18 protein-coding genes and 1 other annotated feature are annotated in these 24,574 nt (G+C 43.0%); of the genes, 13 read left to right on the top strand and 5 right to left on the bottom strand.

Annotation, left to right across the window (positions count from 1 at the left end; genetic code table 11):
* Window positions 1–7 precede the first annotated feature (7 nt).
* From BUB28_RS01085 to abc-f, 6 genes are all read left to right on the top strand, one after another.
* Window positions 8–796 carry a phosphotransferase enzyme family protein gene (locus tag BUB28_RS01085; protein WP_072947875.1) on the top strand — a complete coding sequence of 263 codons (789 nt, stop codon included), beginning with the start codon at window positions 8–10 and terminating at the stop codon, window positions 794–796.
* On the top strand, window positions 777–1,946 hold the full coding sequence (locus BUB28_RS01090; protein WP_072947877.1) for a DegT/DnrJ/EryC1/StrS family aminotransferase: 1,170 nt from the start codon (window positions 777–779) through the stop codon (window positions 1,944–1,946). The genes BUB28_RS01085 and BUB28_RS01090 overlap by 20 nt, the downstream gene beginning before the upstream one ends.
* Window positions 1,939–2,619, top strand: a complete 681-nt coding sequence (locus tag BUB28_RS01095) for a PIG-L deacetylase family protein (RefSeq protein ID WP_072947878.1) — start codon at window positions 1,939–1,941, stop codon at window positions 2,617–2,619. Before BUB28_RS01090 ends, BUB28_RS01095 begins: the two co-directional genes overlap by 8 nt.
* Window positions 2,620–2,732: 113 nt before the next feature.
* Window positions 2,733–3,353 carry a hypothetical protein gene (locus BUB28_RS01100; protein WP_175547779.1) on the top strand — a complete coding sequence of 207 codons (621 nt, stop codon included), beginning with the start codon at window positions 2,733–2,735 and terminating at the stop codon, window positions 3,351–3,353.
* Window positions 3,354–3,357: 4 nt separating this feature from the next.
* Window positions 3,358–4,152 carry an ABC transporter permease gene (locus BUB28_RS01105; RefSeq protein ID WP_072947881.1) on the top strand — a complete coding sequence of 265 codons (795 nt, stop codon included), beginning with the start codon at window positions 3,358–3,360 and terminating at the stop codon, window positions 4,150–4,152.
* Between the two features lie 36 nt (window positions 4,153–4,188).
* Complete coding sequence (gene abc-f / locus BUB28_RS01110; RefSeq protein WP_072947883.1) at window positions 4,189–5,679, top strand: ribosomal protection-like ABC-F family protein; 1,491 nt, start codon at window positions 4,189–4,191, stop codon at window positions 5,677–5,679.
* Between the two features lie 196 nt (window positions 5,680–5,875).
* Here abc-f and metG read toward each other — a convergent pair whose 3' ends face one another.
* Window positions 5,876–7,867 (bottom strand): methionine--tRNA ligase, encoded by a 1,992-nt coding sequence (metG, locus tag BUB28_RS01115; RefSeq protein WP_072947884.1) that lies wholly within the window; start codon window positions 7,865–7,867, stop codon window positions 5,876–5,878.
* 283 nt (window positions 7,868–8,150) lie between these two features.
* Window positions 8,151–8,395 (top strand) — a binding site (T-box leader).
* A gap of 109 nt (window positions 8,396–8,504) precedes the next feature.
* Here metG and BUB28_RS01120 point away from each other — a divergent pair.
* The gene (locus BUB28_RS01120; protein ID WP_072947886.1) at window positions 8,505–10,856 is read left to right on the top strand and encodes an AMP-binding protein; all 2,352 of its coding nucleotides are present in this window, start codon (window positions 8,505–8,507) and stop codon (window positions 10,854–10,856) included.
* 58 nt (window positions 10,857–10,914) lie between these two features.
* Here the strand turns inward: BUB28_RS01120 and BUB28_RS01125 are convergent, their stop codons facing one another.
* Complete coding sequence (locus BUB28_RS01125; RefSeq protein ID WP_072947888.1) at window positions 10,915–11,730, bottom strand: 5-methylcytosine restriction system specificity protein McrC; 816 nt, start codon at window positions 11,728–11,730, stop codon at window positions 10,915–10,917.
* A 15-nt stretch (window positions 11,731–11,745) separates the two neighbouring features.
* Entirely contained in the window at window positions 11,746–13,503 is a 1,758-nt protein-coding gene (locus tag BUB28_RS17210; protein WP_072947889.1) for an McrB family protein, read from the bottom strand.
* A 244-nt stretch (window positions 13,504–13,747) separates the two neighbouring features.
* On the opposite strand from BUB28_RS17210, the gene BUB28_RS17315 reads away from it, so the two are divergent.
* The 5 genes from BUB28_RS17315 to carB all read left to right on the top strand — a co-directional run bounded on the left by BUB28_RS17315 (window position 13,748) and on the right by carB (window position 20,635).
* The gene (locus tag BUB28_RS17315) at window positions 13,748–14,638 is read left to right on the top strand and encodes a GNAT family N-acetyltransferase (RefSeq protein ID WP_242939898.1); all 891 of its coding nucleotides are present in this window, start codon (window positions 13,748–13,750) and stop codon (window positions 14,636–14,638) included.
* Between the two features lie 14 nt (window positions 14,639–14,652).
* Window positions 14,653–15,036 (top strand): VOC family protein, encoded by a 384-nt coding sequence (locus BUB28_RS01145; RefSeq protein WP_072947891.1) that lies wholly within the window; start codon window positions 14,653–14,655, stop codon window positions 15,034–15,036.
* Between the two features lie 20 nt (window positions 15,037–15,056).
* The gene (locus tag BUB28_RS01150; RefSeq protein ID WP_072947893.1) at window positions 15,057–15,452 is read left to right on the top strand and encodes a hypothetical protein; all 396 of its coding nucleotides are present in this window, start codon (window positions 15,057–15,059) and stop codon (window positions 15,450–15,452) included.
* A 34-nt stretch (window positions 15,453–15,486) separates the two neighbouring features.
* The gene (locus tag BUB28_RS01155; protein WP_072947895.1) at window positions 15,487–17,130 is read left to right on the top strand and encodes a MutS-related protein; all 1,644 of its coding nucleotides are present in this window, start codon (window positions 15,487–15,489) and stop codon (window positions 17,128–17,130) included.
* A 280-nt stretch (window positions 17,131–17,410) separates the two neighbouring features.
* The gene (gene carB / locus BUB28_RS01160) at window positions 17,411–20,635 is read left to right on the top strand and encodes a carbamoyl-phosphate synthase large subunit (RefSeq protein ID WP_072947896.1); all 3,225 of its coding nucleotides are present in this window, start codon (window positions 17,411–17,413) and stop codon (window positions 20,633–20,635) included.
* A gap of 138 nt (window positions 20,636–20,773) precedes the next feature.
* On the opposite strand, the gene mscL is transcribed toward carB, so the two are convergent.
* Both mscL and BUB28_RS01170 read right to left on the bottom strand, forming a co-directional pair.
* The gene (gene mscL, locus BUB28_RS01165) at window positions 20,774–21,196 is read right to left on the bottom strand and encodes a large conductance mechanosensitive channel protein MscL (RefSeq protein ID WP_072947898.1); all 423 of its coding nucleotides are present in this window, start codon (window positions 21,194–21,196) and stop codon (window positions 20,774–20,776) included.
* A gap of 41 nt (window positions 21,197–21,237) precedes the next feature.
* Window positions 21,238–22,827 carry a DUF7577 domain-containing protein gene (locus BUB28_RS01170; protein ID WP_072947900.1) on the bottom strand — a complete coding sequence of 530 codons (1,590 nt, stop codon included), beginning with the start codon at window positions 22,825–22,827 and terminating at the stop codon, window positions 21,238–21,240.
* A 493-nt stretch (window positions 22,828–23,320) separates the two neighbouring features.
* Here BUB28_RS01170 and BUB28_RS01175 point away from each other — a divergent pair, with 493 nt between their 5' ends.
* Window positions 23,321–24,439 carry a M15 family metallopeptidase gene (locus BUB28_RS01175; protein ID WP_072947902.1) on the top strand — a complete coding sequence of 373 codons (1,119 nt, stop codon included), beginning with the start codon at window positions 23,321–23,323 and terminating at the stop codon, window positions 24,437–24,439.
* Window positions 24,440–24,574: the final 135 nt, after the last annotated feature.

Below are 24,574 nucleotides of genomic sequence, written 5' to 3' on the forward strand. Positions count from 1 at the left end.
CATTATTATGGAAAATTATGAAACTCTCGATGGCGGCAGAGAAGGAAAAATCAAAAAAGACGGTGATAGAGTTATCCGTCCTGCTAATGAGTGGTCCTCAGATGTACATAAGTTTCTTGAATTTCTAATAAGTAAAGGATTTGAGCTTGTACCGAAGCCCTATGGTTTTACAGAGAATAATGAAGAGATTTTGTCATATGTTCCCGGAACCGCTTATAATTATCCGCTTCCGGATATGTATTTGAAAGACGAAATGATAATGAATTCAGCAAAGCTTCTGAGAAAATACCATGATATAGGCAGAGAGTATATGGACAGGCTACGGGGTGATGAGAAATGGATGCTTCCCGAAGTTCTTCCTTTGGAAGTAATGTGCCACGGAGATTATGCACCATATAATGTTACGCTTATCGACGATAAACCAATGGGTATTATTGATTTTGATACCTTGCATCCCGGACCGGTACTCTGGGATTTAGCATATGCGGTTTATCGCTGGGTACCATTTACAAGTCATGAAAACCCTGATCATTACGACGATATTGATGAACAGATACGTAAAGTAAAAGTATTTATGGATTCATACGGGGCAACCGCTCAGCAGCGGGAGGAACTGCCTGAAATGATGGTAAAAAGGCTTACTGCCCTTGTAAATTACATGACGGCTCAAGCTGATGACGGAAACGAAGATTTTGCAAAGAATCTTGAAGATGGTCATGTTATTATTTATAAAAATGATATAAATTATATTATTAAGAATGAAAGGAATATTATCAATGGAATCAAAGAAGTTTAATTTTGTAAATTGGCCTATTTATGGTGATGAGGAGATCAATTCTCTCAAAGAGGTGCTTGAATCCGGTTTCTGGGCAGGAAGCCGCGCAAAATACATCAAGGAGGTAAGGAAAAATTTCCTTGATATGCAGCATGGCGAATATGGATTTGCAGTTGCAAACGGAACAGTTTCTATTGAATCTGCACTTAAAGCTTTGGATATCAGTTTTGGTGATGAAGTTATCGTTCCTGCTCTTACTTTTTATTCAACTGTATCTGCTGTAATAAGAATGAATGCTGATCCTGTGATAATTGATGTTGACAAAGATGATTTTTGTATGGATCTTGATGAGCTTGAAAAAGCGATAACTCCTAAAACCAAGGCTGTTATTGTAGTTCATCTTGCAGGAGCGATGTGTGACATGGATAGATTGATGAGCATTGCCTCAAAGCATGGCATTGCCGTTATAGAAGACTGTGCTCATGCACACGGCAGTGAGTGGAAAGGAAAGGGAGCAGGTACTTTCGGTGAGTTTGGAAGCTTCTCTTTCCAGCATTCAAAGCTTATAAGCAGCGGCGAAGGAGGATTTGTTATTGCAAAGACTCAGGAATTAGAGGATAAAGCATGGAACTATGTCAATTGCGGTCGTGAATCAAGAACATCTGTATATGGTCATTCTACCGTTGGAACAAATAATAGAATGTCTGATTTTCAGGCAGCTGTTCTTAATGCTCAGATATTAAGGTATAAAAATCATCAGCAGGAGATACGTGAGAATAATTATAAATATCTTACTGAAGAACTTAGTGCTATAAAAGGTATAAAGGTTCAGAAATACAATGAAAACATGACAAAAAAGGCGTTCTATAATTATGTTATTATGATCGATCCCGAAGTTTATGGCAGCGAGAAATGCGCATATATATTTAATAAGTTCCATGAAGATGATGTGCCTACAGGACTTCCGTATCCTCCGCTTACAGATCTGAAGATTTTTGACGATTATAAGAACAAGAATGAAATACCTTACCTTAATGTTACATTGAATGATACACCGAATGCAAGATATATTTCTGAAAACAGCATATGGCTGCATCATCGAGTTCTTTTGTCAGACAGATCAGAAGTTGAAAAGTTTGTTGTATATTTCAAAGAGCTGTTAAATGAATAAAAGACGAGTATTATTATCACCTCATTTTGATGATGCGGTTTTGTCTGCATGGTCAAAAATCTCTTTTGGCACTATTATTGTTACGGTATGCGGCGGTATACCTGATCAGCTGACGACGGTGTCGTCAGCTGATAAAAAGTGTGGATTCGATTCGGCAGCTTTTGCAGCAATAACAAGGCGTAAGGAAGATCAGAGGGTTTGTGAAAGAATAGGCGTATCATATAGACATCTTGATTTTCTGGACAATCCTTATGACAGAAATAAAGATATCAAGGTAATAAAAAAACAGCTTGATAAAGCTGTAGGAGAAGCAGATGAATTATATGCCCCGATTGGAATAGGTGCTCATCCGGATCATATTGCTGTTAGGGATGCAGCTTTGGAACTGTTCAGGGATAAGGATATCGAACTGTATCTTTATGCTGATTATCCGTATGCAGCCGAAAGAAATACTGATAAAAAAGAGTACGACTGGGATAAGACTATTCACTGCATTAGGGCTGTACTTGATAATGCAGAGCGTGTAGACCTGGAAAGAGAACAGCTCTTGAAAAAGATAGATACGTTCAGGCTTTATACTTCGCAGATAAATGTATTGAAAAGTCATTATCCGGGATTACTTGATTGCCCGGGGATACTGGGAGCAGAAAGCTTTTGGAGGGTAAGATTATGAATGAATACTTATGTTTCATGCCGATAAGTCTTGATTTTACAGATTGTACCGATATATCTGAGGATAATATAGACACTGTCAATAATATCGGATATAAAAGACGTTGGAAGCTTGTGGCATATAAGCGTTATAAAGGTATCGCTGATCTGAAAAGGTTTATAGAAGTATATTCTGATAAAGCTCCAAAATATATTCCTGCTATCGGTGTCGTCATCGGAACTGATGATATTAAAGAGCTTATCGAGTCAGATATAATGATAACTGAAAATATATTCTTTACAATAGATGTTACCGATGCGCTCACAGCGGAAGGGGTATTGAATGATATCCGATGTTTAGCTATGAAGGCAAAAATATTTTTCAGGAATTTTGATCCTGATATTTATCATTCGGTAATACCTGAAATAAGGGATATATTCGGAGATTCTGATAACGTAATGTTTGAATCCGATTATCTTTCAAGTGCGTCTGATCGCGGAATTTCATACATTGATGTTAATAAAGCTGATATCAGTAAAATTGCTGATCTGAGCAGATACTTAATATCAACGAGTTATAATGATGCGATAATATCCTGTTCTGATGACGAAAAAGTTTCTTCTGATTGGGAAATGTTCAGGAAGAGAGGGATATTTAATATGATACGTTTATTGCGTGACAGATGTATGAGTGAACAGGAAATAGCTGAATGTACTTATTATAAATTCCGCGATTTTTTTGGAGTGGGCAGATAAAGATATGAAATTGAAAAGGTATATAAAGCTATATTCAAAAATGGCGGCTATGTGTATAAAGACTAAAATGACATATAGAGCCGATTTCATTATTTCATCAATTGGCGTACTGGTAACGAGCGTTTTAGAGGTACTTACAATATTTATTCTGCTTCAGTCTATTGATACTTTTAAAGGCTGGTCATATTATGAAATGGTATTCATGTACAGTTTTTCTCTGCTGGCACTGATGCCTGCTGCTGTTTTCTTTGATAATTTCTGGAATTTGAAGACTTTTATCAAAGAGGGAACATTTATAAAGTATTATTTCAGACCATTGGATATAATGTTCAGCTTTACATCAGAAGTTGTAGAGGTCAAAGGACTTACACAAGGCTTGTTTGGTACAGGATTACTTATATGGTCAATGATAAAAATGGATCATGCTTTTTCATTGTTCAACATCATATCTATGATAGTGATGTTTATTTTCAGTTCCGGTATAATGATAAGCTTTTTGATAATATCATCTTCGACAAGTTTCTGGATAGTTAATTCTGACAGTGTTATGACTTTGGCAACTAAATTTAAAGATTATGCGAAATATCCTATGACTATATACAGCAAATCACTGAAATTAATATTTACATATATTATACCTGTTGGTTTTATTTCGTTTTATCCGTCTGATTTTTTTCTGCATCCGGACAGCTTTGACAAATCAATACTTTTGCTCCCGCTTATATCGGCAATATTCTTTTTTATTTCCTATAAAGTGTTTATGATCGGAGCAGCACATTATTCGGGAACAGGAAGTTAAAGTAAGCTTTATAAACAGAGATTTCGGAGGCTAAAGATGTCAAATATATGTGTCCAAAATCTGACATTTGGTTATGACGGCGGTTATGATAATGTTTTTGAAAATGTCAGTATTAATATTGATACAAATTGGAAGCTTGGTTTTACAGGGCGTAACGGCCGTGGAAAAACAACATTTCTAAAGCTCCTTTTAGGGGATTATGAATATCAAGGGAAAATAATCAGTGATATTGATTTTGCATATTTTCCATATCATGTAGCTGATAAAACACAGTTAACACTTGATGTAATGCATGAAATGTGTCCTGAAATTGAGGATTGGGAATTTATCAGAGAACTGTCATTGCTTAATGTTGATGCAGAGGTAATGTATCGTTCATTTGATACTTTATCAAATGGTGAACAGATAAAGGTAATGATGGGAGCATTGTTTGCAGGCGAGAATAAATTCCTTCTTCTTGACGAGCCAACTAATCATCTTGATATTGAGGCAAGGAAGACGATAAGTTCATATCTGAAAAAGAAAAAAGGCTTTATACTTGTTTCGCATGACAGAGTCCTTTTGGATTCGTGCATAGATCACATTATTTCTATAAACAGAGCTAATATTGATGTTCAGCGCGGAAATTTTTCGTCATGGTGGGCAAATAAGCAAATGCAGGATAATTATGAACTGTCGGAGAATGAAAGGCTGAAAAAAGAGATAAAACATCTTTCGGCAGCTGCAAAACGAACTTCTGAATGGTCTGCCAAAGCAGAAGGGAAAAAGATAGGTATAGATCCGTCAAAAACCGAAAAAAGCATTTCTCATCGTTCAAATCAGGCTGCAAAATCCAAAAAAATGATGTCAAGAGCTATTCAGATACAGTCAAGACAGGATTCTGCAATTGAGGAAAAGAAAAATTTATTGAAAAATATTGACAGGTCTTCTCCGCTGAAATTATCTCCTGAACCATATGTAAAGGATATGCTTGTTTCAGCAGCAGATCTTGCAATTTACTATGGCGACAAAAAGGCTTGTTCAGGTCTGGATTTCAATATACGTCGGGGCGACAGGATAGCAGTAAACGGAAAAAACGGGTGCGGAAAGTCAACATTGTTAAAGTTGATCTGCGGACAAAAACTGAAGTATACGGGAAATATAAATATAGGCAGTCAGCTGAAAATATCGTATGTTCCGCAGGATACGTCCGAACTGAAGGGGGATCTTAAAGATTATACAATAAGCTATGGAATAGATGAAAGTCTATTCAAAACTATTCTTCGCAAGCTTGATTTTGAACGAATACAGTTTGAGAAGAAGATTGAAGATCTGAGCGAAGGGCAGAAGAAAAAGATCCTTATCGCAAGAAGTTTATGCGAGAAAGCAAATCTTTACGTATGGGACGAACCCCTTAATTATATTGATATAATTTCAAGAATGCAGATAGAGGAACTTTTGCTTAAATATAATCCAACGTTGATATTTGTTGAGCATGATAGCGTATTTCAGAATAAGATCGCAACAAAAAGTATAAACCTATTGTGATCCTGCGCACTATTTGTTTTTCGTATCTGCTTCATACATCAGATCTCATTTTTATATCCTAAACAAAAAAATCAGCCTGCGCGATCGTGCAGGCTGATTTTTGTAAACACATAGAACTGTTATACTATTTTCACTCTCCGCATAAAATGAAATGGATCATGTTTTTAATAACAAGACAGTGAAAAACAAATTGAACTTATCTTATCTTTGAACCAACAGGAATACTGTCATCAACGAAGATAACTTTTACGCCGTCGGGAGTATCAGCAGCACAGATCATGCCGTTGCTGTCAACTCCTCTGAGTTTAACAGGCTTGAGGTTGGCAATGAGCTGGAGCTTCTTTCCGATAAGGTCTTCAGGCTCATAGTACTGGGCGATACCCGATACTACCTGTCTGCCGCCCATACCGTCATCAAGCTGCAAGCATAGGAGCTTGTCTGACTTTTTGACCTTTTCGCAGGCAACTACTTTAGCTACTCTTATCTCGACCTTAGCGAAGTCATCTATTGTGATCTCAGGTTTTAACTCGATCTTCTCAGCTTCTGCAGGAGCTTCGCCCTTTTCTTCTGATGAGAGCTTTGCCTTTGCCTCTTCCATGTTCTTTGTGAGGATAGCATTGAGCTCCTCTATTTCCTTGTCAACATCTATTCTCGGGAAGAGTATCTCGCCCTTATGAACAGTTACGTTTGCAGGAAGGACTTCAAACTTGTCCAGCTTATCGTATTCAACGTCAGCAGCTGATGCGCCTATCTGCTCCCATACCTTAGGCATAACTGTAGGCATGAAAGGTGCAAGAAGCGCAGATGTTATTCTGATAGTTTCGAGCAGATTATAGAGAACCGATGCAAGACGAGGCTTCTTTGAGTCGTCCTTGCCAAGCTTCCACGGCTCAGTTTCGTCGATATACTTATTAGCGCGTGAAACTACTTCAAAAATAGCTTCAAGAGCCTGTTTTATCTTGGTTTCGTCGATAAATCCGTCCACAGTTGAACGCAAGCCCGTAACAGCAGCCTTGAAATCATCATCTATAGGCTCAGCCTCACGCTCTGTCGGGAGAGTGCCGCCGAAATACTTGTCAGCCATTGCAACTGTACGTGAAACAAGGTTTCCGAAGCCGTTTGCAAGGTCTGAGTTTATACGGTTTATCATTATCTCGTTTGAGAAGAGGCTGTCTGCACCAAGAGCCATTTCGCGGAGGATATGGTATCTGATAGAGTCACAGCCGTAACGCTCGCCGAGTACGAACGGGTCAACAACGTTGCCGAGAGACTTTGACATCTTAACGCTTTCGCCGCCCTTGCTCTGCATAGTGATATAGCCGTGAACAGCAAGGTGCTTAGGAAGCGGAAGGTCGAGAGCCATGAGCATTGCAGGCCATATGATAGCATGGAAACGCATGATATCCTTAGCTACCATGTGAACATCAGCAGGCCAGTATTTCTCATAGTCGCTGTGAGCCGAGTTTTCATAGCCGAGAGCTGTGATATAGTTTGAAAGCGCGTCTATCCATACGTATACAACGTGCTTTTCATCAAACGATACAGGTACGCCCCATTTGAATGTAGTTCTTGAAACACAAAGGTCCTCAAGACCGGGAGTTATGAAGTTATTAACGAGCTCAACGGCTCTTGTTTTCGGACGGAGGTAATCTGTTTCGAGAAGAAGCTTCTCTATACGCTCGGCAAAAGGAGACATCTTGAAGAAGTAAGCCTCTTCCTTAGCGTATTTAACGGGTCTGTGACATTCGGGACAGCAGCCGTTTTCGTCAAGCTGCGAATCTGTCCAGAAGCTTTCACAAGGGGTACAGTACTTGCCTGAATATTCACCCTTGTAGATATATCCCTTGTCATAGAGAGCCTTGAATATCTTCTGAACGGCTTCTACATGGTAATCGTCAGTAGTACGGATATATCTGTCATATGATATGTTCATATATTTCCACAGGCTCTTGAACTTGTCAACGATAATGTCAACATACTCCTTAGGGGTAATGCCCTGTTCATTTGCCTTCTGCTCAATTTTAAGACCGTGCTCATCAGTACCTGTAAGGAACATTACGTCATAGCCCTGCATTCGCTTGTAACGGGCGATAGAATCGCAGGCAACTGTTGTATAGCAGTGACCTATATGCGGATTGCCCGATGGATAATAAATCGGTGTAGTAATGTAAAAGGGTTTCTTTGACATAAAAATCGCTCCAATCTGTGTGTAAGAATTCCGTTTCCGAATGAAAGAAACGGTTAATTTATATTATAACATATAATTATGATAATAGCAAGCCGCGGGGAGATACTTTTTTGTTTTTTCGCAGAAAAGCCTGCACTGAAAAATGTATCATACCGGGATATGTCATTATTTCTTTATCGTCCGTAGGGGAATTTAGCTGCATATAGAAAGGCGTTTGATGAAATAATCTCAAAAAAAAATAAAAAAGTTCTTGACAAAATGTTTTTTGTGTGATATAATCCAAACATAAGCTATGAGGAAGACAAGCAGAGTATCGCCAATGTCTACAGAGAGCCGACGGTTGGTGCGAGTCGGTGATAAGCAATGCTATGTATCCCTTCTGAGCCGGAATGCTGAAAACTGTCAGTAAGCGTTCCCGTGATTCTGCGTGAATGAATAGGGCTTGCTGGAGTCTGAAGTGGTGTTACGCAATAGCGGCACAATTTGAGTGGTACCGCGGGTAATCAGTTAATGATGCTCGTCTCAAAGAACGGATCTTTGAGACGAGCTTTTTTGTTTTTTCGCGGCAAAGACTGCGAGAGTATTTCTAAGCACCCGTTTCATTTTCCGATATTTAAATTTAAAAGGAGAGATAATCATGAGCGAGATGACAGAATTACAGAATGCAGAAGTCAGGATCAAGGAGGTCGCTGAGCGTATTTCGCATCTGCGTGAGGACCTTGGTATTTCCGTTGAGGAAATGGCTGCTGCAACAGATTATTCCGTAGAAGAATACAAGAAGCTGGAATCAGGCGAGCAGGATTTCAGTTTTACCTTTATTTATAAATGTGCAAACACCTTTAACGTTGAGATAACCGAGCTTATGGAGGGCAGCAGCCCTGAGCTCAGCGGCTATACTGTCACACGTAAAGGCGAGGGAGTACCGATAGTCCGCAGAAAGGGCTTTGCCTACAACCGCCTTGCATATAAATTCAAGAACAAGACAGTTGAACCTTTCCATGTAGTTATCCCTTATTCCGAGGAAGCACTCTCACAGCCGCTGCACATGGCAAGTCACGCAGGACAGGAAATGGATATCGTTATCAAGGGCACACTGCGCATGACAGTTGGTTCTCATACGGAGATACTCCATGAGGGCGACTGTATCTACTACGACAGCTCAATGCCCCATGACGAGGTAGCTCTCGGCGGCGAGGACTGCGAGATATATGCATTCGTTATGCCTCCACGCGGCACAACAGGCATGACCGAATACAAGGAGCAGGTAGCAGAGCATCATATCACAAATGTGGATAAAGCAGGTCTGCTCCACCCCGTAGCTGAAAAATTCGTAAAGTGCGAGACCAACGATGAGGGTATACTCAGCGCAGTAAATTTTGAAAATCAGGATAAGTTCAACTTTGCATACGACATTGTTGATGCAATGGCAGAAAAATGTCCTGACAAGACTGCAATGATATACGTTGATGTAAATAAGAACGAGCGTCGTTTCACATTCAAGGATATTAAGAAATACTCCTGCCAGACCGCCAATTATTTCAAGTCGCTCGGCATCAAGAAGGGCGACCGTGTAATGCTCATACTGAAGCGTCATTATCAGTTCTGGTTCTCGATAATCGCTCTTCACCGCATCGGAGCTCTTGTTATCCCTGCATCTAATATGCTGAAGGAGCACGATCTGGAGTACCGCTTCAATTCGGCAGAGGTATCTGCTATCGTATGTACTGCCGACGGTGAAGTTGCCGACGAAGTAGATAAGGCTTGTGCAGTTTCACCTTCACTCAGGACAAAGGTATTGGTGAACGGACAGCGTGAGGGCTGGCATGATTTCAATGCAGAGCTTTCCGCATACAGCACACATTTTGAGCGTACTGCCGAGACTCCCTGCGGAACAGACCCAATGCTTATCTTTTTCAGTTCCGGTACATCGGGCAATCCTAAGCTCGTACTCCACAGCTATCAGTATCCTCTCGGTCACTATGTGACTGCACGTTACTGGCAGAATGCCGACCCTAACGGTCTCCACTTCACTATCTCTGATACAGGCTGGGGCAAGGCGCTCTGGGGCAAGCTATACGGTCAGTGGATGTGCGAGGCTGCCGTATTCGTTTACGACTTCGACCGTTTCCACGCAGATGATATACTTCCCATGTTCAAGAAGTACAACGTTACTTCCTTCTGTGCACCTCCTACTATGTACCGTTTCTTCATTAAGGAAGACCTTTCCAAGTACGACCTTTCATCGCTTAAATATGCCTGCATAGCAGGTGAAGCTCTCAATCCCGAGGTATTCTACCAGTTCCAGCGTGCAACAGGCATCAAGCTCATGGAGGGCTTTGGTCAGACAGAGACCACGCTTACTATCGCAAACGTTGTAGGTATGGAGCCTAAGCCTGGCAGCATGGGCAAGCCAAATCCTCAGTATGACGTGCAGGTGCTTCTCCCTGACGGTACTCCCGCAGGTGTGGGCGAAACAGGTGAGATATGCATTAAGCTGAAGAACGAGAGTGCTCAGGGCTACGGTGTTCCGGGACTTGCACTGTGCTATTTCGGTGACGAGGAAAATACTGCCGATACATGGCGCGAGGGCTACTATCACACAGGCGATACAGCATGGGTAGATGAGGACGGTTATTTCTGGTACGTAGGCAGAGTTGATGATGTTATCAAGTCATCGGGCTACCGTATCGGACCATTCGAGATCGAAAGTGTACTTATGGAACTTCCATACGTGCTTGAATGTGCGGTTACAGGCGTTCCCGATGAAATAAGAGGACAGGTTGTAAAGGCAACTATCGTTCTCACAAAGGATAAGGCTCCATCGGACGACCTTGTCAAGGAGATAAAGGATTACGTCAAGGAGCGTACAGCGCCTTACAAGTACCCGAGAGTCGTTGAATTTGTTCCCGAACTGCCAAAGACAGTGGGAAGCGGCAAGATACGCCGTGCTGCTATCCGTGAAATGGACAAGGCTAAGTATCATAATTGAGTTTTTAGCAATAACAAAGCCTCCTGCGGTCTGCTTGACCATAGGAGGCTTTTTAATGTTATTTATCAGATTTAGGGGATATTCTGTAGAACTGAGCACAGGAAATATCCTTTCCCCAAAAGGAAGTCCCCTCATTTTTGTCGAACATCATTCGGCATATATTGAGAGTTGTGCTGTATTTTTTCGTATTGCGCGTGTTTATGCACTTGCTGAATTCTGCGGCAACGTCATATGGCTTTTTGACTTCGTCAAGGTATGACAGAGCTTCCATAAGAAGATGAGAGCTGTGAGAATTAGCTGTAACCTTGATAAGCTTTGCAGCGGCAGCTTTTATGATACGGTTTTCGGCGCGGTCGGGAGTAAAGATATCGTGCCGCACGTAAATACGCTCTCTGTGGACGAGATTGCGGCGGATATTCTCAGGAAAAAGAATAGTACCCTGCACCGATGTCATATTCTCCTCACGGCTTGTATACGTGGAAAGCACACCGCTTTTGATTATCTTCATTGTTTCGCCTGCAAAAACGGATATGAAATACTCCATGAAGTTCATCTCGGGGTCAAAACCGTAAGGATCAAAGGTAAAGCCGCTTCGCCTGCAAAACTCGTTACAGAGCGCCTTTCTTGCATCAGCAATGCTGTCCCTTGTACTCGGCAGTATCTCGATAAGAGTACCGTCCGTGAAGCAGACAGCTCCGCAGTAAGAGCCGATCATGAATTTTTCAGCACCGTTTTTTCTGCCTGCAATGACGACTTTTCTGCCGTCAGCTGCACATAACTCGGCAAAATCCCTCAGCAGCTTGGACAGCCCGGTATTTTCCCCGGAAACGGCTATCCTTTCGTTTGCTGATATGCAAATATGTCTTGTGTACATTGTATTCTCCGTTCATCAGGAAATATCGCGGTAGATGTTTATGAAATCGTCCATTTCCCATTTATCGGGATTTCCGAGGCGGTAGAGCTTCTGTCCCGAATCGAACTGCTTGATATACTTAGGAACAACGCACTCGATGAAGGTATTTTTATCGTTCAGGATAAGCCTTATCCTTTCGTAGTCATCGAAGAAATACTCCTGAAGCAGAGGTATTATCTTTGTGGCGAAAACATCTCTAAGCTCATCGAGGGTGGTGATGCAGCCATTGCTGTTCATAAAGTATGCATGACCTATAGCGTGTTCGCGGTCGTAGTAGTATTCTATGCGCTCATTCAGCGCGGTAAGCAGCTCGCAGAGGTCAACGCCGTCGCAGTTGCCGAGCAGCCACGGTTCGGGCATCATTTCTGTGAAGTCAAATCTTCTTCTCAGCGCAGTATCGAGCATAGCGATAGAGCGGTCGGCAGTATTCATAGTACCGAGGATATAAAGGTTCTGGGGCACAGAGAATTCTGACTGCGAATAGGGCAGGATAATAGAAGTACCGCGTTTTGACTCCTCGATAAGAGTGATGAGCTCGCCGAATATCCTTGAGATATTTCCGCGGTTTATCTCGTCGATTATCGCCACAAAGTTCATATGCGGACTCTTTGCAGCCTTCTCGCACAGCACCTTGAAAACGCCGTTGTAAGGGCGGTAAATGACAGTAGTTTCGGCGTGAGCGATATTTGTATCGTTGCCGTATTTATCAACTACAACAGGACGGATACCCTCAACAAATTCCTCGTAGCTAAATGACTGGTGGAAGGTGGTGAACTTTATCTGTCCCGAGGCGGCATACTGTTCATAGCGTTCCTTTATTGCAGCATAGGGCTCGCCCTCTGCTATTTTTTCGCCCTCGATAAGCTCGACTGCATACTTTACGACATTATAGGTCTTACCTGTTCCCGGAGGACCATACAATATCTGGTTGAGAGCAGCTTTTGCCTTTTTTCGCTGACGTATCTTGCCGTGTTTTTCCAGCTCCTCCGGCTCGTCCTTTGCATAGAGCATTTCCCATGACATTATATCAAATACTCTCATGTTCTGGAATTTGAATATGGAGTTGCGGAAATCCAGAACCTTGCGGCAGTTTGTGATATACTGCGATATATCATCATAGCAGCAAAGTCCGATGTCAAGGGTCTTGAAAACGATGGAATCGGTAGCGCTCTCACAGAGGATAGGGAAGGTAAAGGGCTTCAGGCAGTGAAGTATCCTTGACACGGCAAAGACAGGAAGACCCGAATTTTTTACCTGAGAGTTGAGCATCTGCTGAGCGGTGTCAAAAAGCTTTCCGTCGTTTTCAAGCCCTGAAATGTTTATGCACATCTTGAAAAAGAACTGTATCGACTCCGAGTTTTTAGCTACAGGCAGATCCTTGAAGGATACGGGAACTGTAAGGAACTCCATTTCCTCTTTTTCAATAACATGGTTGAACAACATTCTTGAACCCTTGCTCCATATTTTTTCAAGCTTTTTTTCAAGCAGCAGCTTGTCATTGTGGAGCAGGTGGCTTTTCTGAATGTAGTGTTTCAGTTCTTTTTTATCATTTTTCCATAACCCAAGGGACAGGTAATACATCAGTTCAAGGTCATTGTAATCAATGAGCGCGATCTTTCTCACCTTTGCATAAGACTCTATCGCTTCATGGACAGAGCGGTATGTTCCGTCAAATTCATTGGGCAGGATCTCGTTTTTATGTTTGAGTTTTTCAATAATGATCGTTTTATCCATAATATATTACTGCCTTTCCAATAATATCCTATAATAATTGTATCATGCTTACAAAGCGGTGTCAACAGTATTCAGAATTTTTACACACCATTCACAAAGAAAAACTGTTTTTGTTACTGGATTAATTTTTTTATCTTAAAAGCGCAGTTTCCTTGCTCCACCACTTGAAAACTCTCGGGATTTCGGTTATAATAGAAGCAATAAACAGATCGGGCAGTATTGCGTAAACGATAAGGAGAACGCCATGAACGAAATAAAAAAAGCCGAAAAAGACGATCTTCAGGAGATATTGCAGCTGCAATATCTTGCATATCAGAGCGAGGCGGAATTGTTCGGGAGCAGGGATATCCCGCCGCTCAGGCAGACACTTGAAGAGGTGATTGACGAATACGATAACGGATCAACATTGAAAATGGTGGGTGATGATGGTTCTATCATCGGTTCTGTACGCGCAAGAGAGCAGGACGGGACTGTATACATCGGCAAGCTTATGGTACACCCCGACCACAGGAATAAAGGCTTGGGAACAAGGCTGCTTGCGGAAATAGAAAAGTGCTTCCCGAATAAGCGCTATGAGCTTTTTACGAGCACGCGGAGCAAGGACAATATCAGATTATACGAGAAAAACGGCTACAGGATATTTGCGCGTAAGGCTGTAAATGACGAGCTTGAATTTGTTTACATGGAAAAAGAAGCGGATAAAAGCATGGTCGTTGATGAGCTTATGATGAACAAAGCGTACCTCATAGATATATTTCCGAGGACTGTTCAGGAGAAAGCCGATAACCGTTATTTTGACGTTGAGAAATACTTTCGTAATAACAGGGACGAGCTTGACCGCAGTCTCACAAATATCCTACTGAAGCTATATTGCTATTATGATATCATCGCAGTCACTAACAATGGAGCTTTTGAGATAAATGGGGCAGAAAAGCTCGTTATGCTGCTTGAAAAATACTTCTGCGGCGAAAACAGTTATATGAATATGATACTGCCTGGGTGCGGCACATTGCTTACTTTCAACAGTGATGACCTGTACACGGTGGTTTACACAGAGAATGATGAAGCAAAGGAGCTGATAGCGCAGCTTGTCCGCGCAGAGGGACTTTTCTTCTATGAAGCTCCCGACAAATAAAAACGGAGGCAGAAATGCAGATAGAACACATAGCAATGTACGTAAACGACCTTGAAGCAGCGCGGGATTTCTTCACGGAATATCTTGGCGGACGTTCCAACAGCGGCTATCATAATAAGAATACAGGCTTCAGGTCTTATTTTATAAGCTTTGACGGCGGCGCAAGGCTGGAGCTGATGAACAAGCCGCAGGTCGCAGATACAGATAAAGCCGCTGAGCGCACAGGTTACGCTCATATAGCATTCAGTGTCGGCAGCAGAGAAAAGGTGGACGAGCTTACGGAGCGTCTGCGTTCGGCAGGATACGAAGTGAAAAGCGGTCCGCGAACGACTGGTGACGGCTATTACGAGAGCTGTATCGCTGTAATAGAGGGCAATCTTATCGAAATAACAGTCTGAATAAAATACGGAGGAAAATAATGAAAAGGGAATTAGGTATAGCAAGATGCGGACTTGCCTGCTGTCTTTGCTCTGAAAATGTTGAATGTAAGGGATGTAAGCGTGACGGCTTCATGGAGCTTTCATGGTGCAAGGACGCAGAATGGTGCGAGAACAGAAAATGCGTCATAGCAAAGGGACTAAGGGGCTGTTATGAATGTGAGCCTGCGGTCTGTCGTAAGGGGCTGTATGCTGAAAAGATAAAAGCTCGTGCCTTTGCTGAATTTGCTGGCAGATACGGCGTTGAGGAGCTCCTTGACTGCCTTGAGCGCAACGAAAAAGCAGGCATAGTCTATCACCGCGAGGGCATCATGGGAGATTATGACGAATTTGACGACCTTGAAAAGCTCATAGGCTTTATCAGGAACGGCAAATGACATATTGCGTCTATGTAATGATATAGGAGGAAAAATGGAAATATTATTTATCGTAACAGGCATCGTACTACTTATTATCGTATTTTTTTGCGTAATACATATCAAAAACAAAAAGGCTATTGACTATCGCATACGCCATTCCTTCGGGGACAGCAAGCGTGTCAAGGACGATGTACTTGACAGGATAGAGGCGATATCGCTGCTGTATAAAAAGGAGAAAAAGAATTACAGCGATGCCGAGCTCGTTGATGATATCACATGGGACGACCTTGACATGAAGTCGATATTTTTTCGTGCAGACCATACCGACAGCTATGCAGGGGAGCAGTGTCTCTATTCAAAGCTGCACATTCTCAGCGACAGGGCTCCCGATGACCTGCTTAGCAATTCTACGGTTGAATTCTTTGACAAAAACGAGGAGAAGCGCAATAAGGTAAGGAAGGTGCTTTACAATATCGGAAAGCCTATCAGCGCTTATTATTCTGTTGAGGTTGCAGAGGATATCGACTCGAAGTATCTTCCGTACAAATTCATATATCCGCTGCTGCTCATATCAATGGCAGCATTTGGCATACTCGGATTAGTTTTGAAAAGTCCGCCGCTTATCATGCTGTTCATCTGCAACTATTTCGTAAATCTTGTGATACACTTATTTCTGAGAAACAGCTTTGAAACAAAGCTTGAAACACTTTTTTCAATGGGAATGACCATAAACGCGGGCTTTGCCATAAGCGATGAAGTCCCCGAATTATCGGGATCAGCCGAGGAAAGTCTCAAAAAGATCAAGAAGGCTGCCGCTATAATGAATTTGCTCAGCATGAAACAGTCAATGTCTAAATCCGACGGTATGTCAGCTTTTTTCATGGATTATGTTCTCGGACCTTTCATGTTTGACTTCATACTCTACAACAGGGGCTTAAAGGAGCTTGAAGGAAAAACTCAGGATTACCTGAAAATATTCAGATTTGTAGGCGACATAGACTGTTCCATAGCCATTGCTTCGTTCAGAAGGAGCATTGAAGGATACTGCGTACCCGAATTTACCGACAATAAGTGCATAGAGTTCAAGGGACTTTTTCACCCGCTTATTTCAGAAGCTGTTGAAAATGACATCAGGCAGGAGAACAGCATAGTTCTTACGGGCTCCAATGCTTCGGGAAAATCCACTTTCATCAAGGCTGTTGCCATAAATCTCATTCTCGGGCAGTCCTTATTCACCTGTACTGCGGAGCAGGCTTCCATTCCTCATTGCGGAGTCATTACGTCAATGGCGGTCCGCGACGATCTTGCTTCGGGAGAAAGCTACTATATCCGCGAGATAAAGTACCTGAAGCGTATGACTGAGACCGCAAAGAGCGGCAGACTGCTTTTCCTTGCCATAGATGAGATACTCAAAGGCACCAACACCAAGGAGAGGATTGCCGCGTCAAAGGCTGTGCTGCGCTATTTTGAAGACATGAACTGTATGCTCATGGTAGCTACTCATGATGTGGAGCTTGCGGAAGCCTTTGAGGGTATCTATGAGAACTATTATTTCTGTGAAAAGCTTGATGAAGACGATATAAGCTTTGATTACAAAATACACAAAGGCATATGCCGTTCAAGCAATGCCATAAAGCTCCTCGGAGTTATCGGTTTCCCCGAGGAGATAATAAACGGTGCTCTTTCGGAGCTGTGAAAACATTGTATTATATAACAGGCGGCTGATGCGATTATCAGCCGTTTTTTATGTTGTTCCGTTAACGGGAAGAAAGTGTAACGCCTAAAGGCTGACGGGAAAGGGGTGAAAGACTATTTCCTTTTTCACATATTTCCCAAAATTGTACCGAATGTAAAAGCTAATTTTTATATTGCATTTTGGTGAGTTTTATGTTATTATATAAGGTAAGAAGTTGCGCCATGACGTTTCATGGCAAATATATAAACGTACATTTCGGTGTACGGGTCAGGAGAATAATATGCCAAAAAGACAGGATATTAACAAGATAATGATCATTGGTTCAGGTCCTATTATTATCGGACAGGCTTGTGAGTTTGACTATTCGGGAACACAGGCTTGTAAGGCGCTTCGCCAGCTGGGCTATGAGATAGTTCTTGTTAACTCAAACCCCGCAACTATTATGACAGACCCCGATGTTGCGGATATCACTTACATTGAGCCTCTTAATCTCGAAAGACTTACACAGATCATCGAAAAAGAACGTCCTGACGCTCTCCTTCCTAACCTTGGCGGACAGTCGGGACTCAATCTCTGCTCTGAGCTCGATCAGGCAGGCGTACTCAAAAAGTACAATGTACAGGTAATCGGCGTACAGGTAGACGCTATCGAGCGCGGTGAGGACCGTATCGAATTCAAGAACGCTATGAGCGCACTCGGTATCGGTATGCCGAGAAGTGAAGTCGCTTATTCTGTTGACGAGGCTGTAAAGATAGCTGAAAAGCTCAAATATCCTGTTGTTCTGCGTCCTGCATATACTATGGGCGGCGCAGGCGGCGGCATGGTATATAATGTAGACGAATTAAAGGTAGTCTGTGCAAGAGGCTTACAGGCTTCTCTCGTAGGACAGGTTCTCGTTGAAGAATGTATCTTCGGCTGGGAAGAGCTGGAGCTTGAAGTTGTACGTGATGCTGACAATAACAAGATCACAGTATGCTTCATTGAGAATATCGACCCTATCGGCGTACATACAGGTGATTCATTCTGTTCAGCACCTATGCTCACTATCCCGGAGGACGTTCAGAAAACTCTTCAGGAGATGTCATACAAGATAATCGAGTCCATCGAGGTAATAGGCGGCTGTAACTGTCAGTTCGCACGCGATCCCGAGACAGGACGCATCGTTGTTATCGAGATCAACCCAAGAACTTCACGTTCTTCCGCACTTGCTTCAAAGGCTACAGGCTTCCCGATAGCTCTCGTATCCGCTATGCTTGCCTGCGGACTCACACTTAAAGATATCCCATGCGGAAAGTACGGAACTCTTGACAAGTACGTTCCGGACGGTGATTATATAGTTATCAAGTTTGCTCGCTGGGCATTTGAGAAATTCAAGGGCGCAGAGGACAAGCTGGGCACACAGATGAAGGCTGTCGGTGAGGTAATGAGCATCGGCAAGACCTACAAGGAAGCATTCCAGAAGGCTATCCGTTCACTGGAAACAGGAAGATACGGTCTTGGTTTTGCAAAGAACTTCAACAGCATGACAAAGGACGAGCTCCTTGCACAGCTCCGTTTCCCTACAAGCGAGAGACAGTTCGTTATGTATGAGGCACTCCGCAAGGGCGCAACTGTTGACGAGCTCCACGATCTTACAAAGATAAAGAAGTACTTCATCGAGCAGATGAAGGAACTTGTTGACGAGGAGGAGGCTCTCCTTAAAAACAAGGGCAGTGTTCCTGCAAACGATGTACTTAAACAGGCTAAGCTTGACGGCTTCTCAGACCGTTACCTGAGCTCTCTCCTCGAAGTATCAGAGGAAGAGATAAGAAACGCACGTATGGCTATCGGCGTTAAGGAAGCATGGGAAGGCGTACACGTAAGCGGTACACAGAATGCTGCATATTATTACTCCACATACCACCTCAGCGAGGACAAGAGCCCTGTAAATACAGACAAGCCAAAGATAATGATCCTCGGCGGCGGTCCTAACAGAATAGGTCAGGGTATCGAATTCGACTACTGCTGCGTTCACGCTGCACTTGCACTCAAAAAGCTTGGTTTTGAGTCTATCATCGTAAACTGCAACCCTGAGACAGTTTCAACTGACTATGATACATCGGATAAGCTCTATTTCGAGCCTCTTACACTTGAAGACGTTCTCGCTATCCACGAGAAGGAAAAGCCTGTAGGCGTTATCGCTCAGTTCGGCGGACAGACTCCTCTCAACCTTGCAAACGACCTTAAAAAGTACGGCGTAAATATTCTCGGTACAACTCCCGAGACTATCGACCTTGCAGAGGACAGAGACCACTTCCGCGCTATGATGGACAAGCTTGGAATACCTATGCCTGAGGCAGGAATGGCTGTAAATGCCGATGAGGCTATCGCTATCGCAAACAAGATAGGCTATCCTGTAATGGTTCGTCCTTCCTACGTTCTCGGCGGACGCGGAATGGAGATAGTACACGATGACGAGATGATGAGAGTATACATGAATGCTGCTGTCGGCGTAACTCCTGACAGACCTATCCTTATCGACCGTTTCCTCAACCACGCTACAGAGTGCGAGGCTGACGCTATTTCCGACGGTACAAACTGCTTTGTTCCTGCTGTTATGGAGCATATCGAGCTTGCAGGCGTACACTCGGGCGACTCTGCTTGCATACTTCCTTCAAAGAACCTGACAGAGAAGCAGGTAGCAACTATCAAGGAGTATACAAAGAAGATAGCTGTAGAGATGAACGTATGCGGTCTTATGAATATGCAGTACGCTATCGAGGGCGATACAGTATACGTGCTCGAAGCTAATCCCCGTGCATCAAGAACAGTTCCACTGGTATCAAAGGTATGCGATATCAACATGGTTCGTATCGCTACAGATATAATCACATCATCTATCACAGGCAGACCTTCTCCCGTACCTTCACTCAAGGACAAGGTGATCGGTCACTACGGCGTAAAGGAAGCTGTATTCCCGTTCAATATGTTCCCTGAGGTAGACCCGCTCCTCGGACCTGAGATGCGTTCTACAGGTGAAGTTCTCGGAATTTCTCCTTCCTTCGGCGAGGCATACTACAAGGCACAGGAAGGCACAAAGAACAAGCTCCCGTTAGAGGGAACAGTTCTCCTCAGTGTATGTGAAAGAGACAAGCCTGAGCTTGTAGACATCGCTAAGTCATTCAACGAGCTTGGTTTCCACATCATCGCAACAGGCAGAAGCTATGAGATGATAAAGGAAGCAGGTATCCCATGTGATAAGATATTCAAGCTTTACGAGGGCCGTCCGAATATTGCAGACCAGATCGCAAACGGCGAGATACAGATGATAATCAATACACCTGCCGGCAAGACAAGCGTACACGATGACAGCTACATCAGAAAGGCTGCTATCAAGCACAGAATACCATACATGACAACAATGGCTGCTGCAAAGGCAAGTGCTGAGGGTATCAAGGCTATCAAGCATAATACTCACCTCGGTGTTAAGTCACTTCAGGCACACCACGCAGATATCAAGGAATAATATAAAAAAGTCACTTCGTATGAAGTGACTTTTTTGCCCATTTATAGAAAGGACAAAATAAATTTGCCCAACACATATAAATAAGCTGCGAAAATAAAAAATCTCCGCATCTGCGGAGGTTTTTTATGTAAAGATGGATTATTTCTTTTCGTTCTGAGCCTTGAGAAGATCTCTGATCTCTGTGAGAAGAACCTCTTCCTTTGGTGGTTCAGCAGGCTTTTCTTCTTCCTTCTTCTTGCCGATAGCCATAGCCTTGTTTACAGCCTTGATGATGCAGAAGAGAATGATAGCGATAATAAGGAAGTTAAGTACAGCGGAAATGAATGCACCGTAGTTAAAGTCAACGCCTGCAACAGTGAATTTACCGCCGACGAGCTGCATTACACCGTTTTCGTCCTTCTCCGCACCGCCTGTAATAACAGCGATAAGAGGATTGATGAAATTATCGGTAAGAGAGCTTACGATGCTTCCGAAAGCAGCACCGATGATAACACCGATAGCCATGTCCATAACGTTGCCCTTGAGTGCGAATTCTTTGAATTCTTGTAAAAACTTCTTCATTTTTTACAACATCTCCTTAAAATGTGTTAGATAAATATTTATTAAAATTCCGGCAAGCCGGGAATTTCCGATTTATTGGTTTTCTTGGCTTTCATTTCTTCTGGAAGCTCAATGGCATCTATTTCGTCGTTATAGGTCTTGGGCTTTTTGGGCATAGCCTCAACAGCTCTGTCTGCCTGCGCCATCATAGAGCCTGTACGCTGTTTTGGGGTATTTGCCTGCAATTCATTTGGATCAGCCATACCTGCTGATGTCATAACGTTCCATGATTTGCGTTCTTCGTTAGCGCGGAGCTCAGATGCATCGACGCTCTTGGTAGAACCCATATAATTGAAGCGACGCTGTTCTTTTTTTGCTTCGAGAGCGGACGTATCGCCGACCTCTGCCGAACGCATGAACATCTTGTTGTATTTTGACTCTTCGTTTTTCTTCAGCTTGCTTGCGTCAACAAGGGGAGTATCGTTCATGTAGGATACTTTTTTCTTTTCGGGACGCTTTAAGCTTTCCGGACTCTCATTGCGCTTGCCGAAGAAGTCATTGGTAGGATCGGTCTCTGCGTGTTCTGTAGCCTTGCCGCCGTCGAAAAACTCCCAGAAATCGTCAGGGACTTCGACCTTGTTCTTATCCTCGACAGGAGGAGGAACGGGCTGGTTCATCTGCATACCGCCCATTTGCGGCATAACAGGCAGAACTCCCATAGCAGGCATACCGTTCATATCAGCTATCTCGGCAGTCTGTGCAGGATTTATTATGACGGGCTGACCATAGACGGGCATACCGTTCTGATCGTAGCCGATAATCTGCGGCTGTGCATACATAACGGGCTGACCGTAAACGGGCATACCGTTCTGATCGTAGCCGATAATCTGCGGCTGACCGTACATAACAGGCTGGCTGTAAACGGGCATACCATTTTGGTCATAGCCGATAATCTGCGGCTGTGCATACATAACAGGCTGAGGCATACCCTGTATACCTCCCTGTGCAGGAATACCCTGCATACCATTCTGTGCAGGGATCCCCTGCATACCGTTCGGCTGAGGGATACTCTGCATACCGCCCTGTGACGGTATACCCTGCATAGTATTCTGCTGCGGCAAGCCCTGCATACCATTCTGTGCAGGCATACCCTGCATCATGCTGTTTGGCGCAGGTATACCCTGCATACCTCCCTGAACAGGTATACCCTGCATCATACCCTGCGGTGATATAGGCTGCATACCGGCGGGAGCAGGAATACCCTGCATACCGCCCTGCTGGAGATATGGATTTGCGTTGTTCATCTGAGCCTGACGAACAGCTCTTGACTGTTCAGGGAGAGTAACTCTTCCTGTATCAAGCTTAGGAATAAAAGGCTCGTCGAAGCTGCTGAAATCGAACTCTTCGTCCGTATCGTTCAGCTCGTCGGCAGTATAAAGGTCTGAAGAAGAATCGTGAGAAGGGGTATCGCTTATAGTAAATGTGCCGCTTCCGAAGGAAAAACTGTTTGATGCAGGATCTTCCTCGGAGTAATAGCCGCCCATATCTAACTGTTCAATGTTAATATCCTGCGGATCTTCAAGGTTAACGCCGCATTTAACGCAGAACTTGAAACCCGCTTCGTTGTCTGTTCCGCACCGTGGACATTTCATAGAGATCACTCCTTAACGCGAAGATGACAAAGACCGCACAGCCGTATCCCCAACGGAGCGGTCATAATTAGTCGCTTAATTAAAGAATTTGTCTATACTCTCACAATATATTATAACATTTTCTTAACGCATTTTCAAGTGATTTAAAAAAGATTGTGCAATACGGTGTTAATTGCTCTATCCTTTTTGTGAAGATTAACACTATATTATATGGACTATAAGCGCTTAACTTTTTTATATATCATTCCGCTCTGTTATGTAAGTATTAAGAAAATTGTCGAAAGCTCACAATTTGTAGATTTTATCGACACAGACAATACTGCACCTTTACAAATATATGTGCCAAACACTATATTTTCGGCGATAAATATGATATAATATATCTACACGTCCATTTATACGGGATTTATAGAGATAAAAGAACAAAAGCAAGCGGAACATAAGCGTTCCCCAATGACGCGGCTGCCTTTGAGCAGCGGAATGGAGCAGACATATGTCCAAAAAGAAAATAAGCAAGGAAAAGAGTATACAACACGCAAAAATGACGACAGAGATAGTGATAAGTCTTGTTCTTGTCGGAGCCTGTGCATTCTTTATCAGGAACGGTTTAAACCATACCAAGAAGATAGAGCCTTCACCGTATGTTGAACAGAAAGCGGCAGATATCGAAGATCCTACAGCCACTACTCTTCCCGACCCGAATCAGACTATATACGAATCACTCTCTGTTGAGACAAAGAGCAAATTCCGCGGAGATCTTATCCTCGTTAATAAGGAGCACCAGTATTTCGGCGGCAGTGAAGATCTCGTAAGCATAACGGATATGAATTATGAGAACGAGATAGACTGTTTCAGTGCAGTTGATTCGACCTATACTATACTCAGACAGGTCTACGGTCCTATGACAAAAATGATACAGGACTTCTATGAACTGTATCATAACGATACGCTGCTTATTTACGGCTCATACAGAACAACGGATTTCCAGCAGGAACTCTATGATAATGACGTTGCCAACAACGGCGGCGAGGAGTCTACAAGAGTTGCAAAGGCAGGCTTCAGCGAGCATGAAACAGGACTTGCCTTCGATTTCAGTGAGACCGAAAACAACGATTATCAGGGCACAGGCGATTTTGAATGGATAAACGCTAATTGCTATAAATACGGATTTATCGTGCGTTATACCTCCAGCAAGGAAAAGATAACAGGCTTTCAGAACGAGCCTTGGCATTTCCGCTATGTAGGCATACCACACGCATATTATATGGACTCAAACGACCTTTGTCTTGAGGAGTATATCGACCTTATCCGTGAGCACCCATATGATAAGCTGAAGGATCATCTTGAATTCTCAGATGACAAGGGCAATGATTATGAGGTCTACTTTGTAAAATCCGACGACGGAAGCGATAAGACGACAGTTCCCGTGCCGGCAGGCGTAAGATACGAAATATCGGGAAATAACGTTGACGGCTTCATAGTAACCGTATACAAGGGTCAGAAGCCTATAGTTGAAGAAACGCCTACAAAGACATTTGAGGATACCTCCGAGGAAAACACTGAAAACAGCGAAGATACAGACTCTGAGGAAACCGAGGAATATAACGAATAACTGATACCAAAGCGGACGAGCATCGTCCGCTTTTTTCATACATGGGAAAGCGTGTAATCATGGTCATAATTGAGGAATGACCACAATTTTTGGTTTGACATATGTATAGACATATATTATAATAATATTTATATA

The sequence above is a fragment of the Ruminococcus flavefaciens genome, from assembly GCF_900143025.1.
GTDB lineage: Bacteria > Bacillota > Clostridia > Oscillospirales > Ruminococcaceae > Ruminococcus > Ruminococcus flavefaciens_I.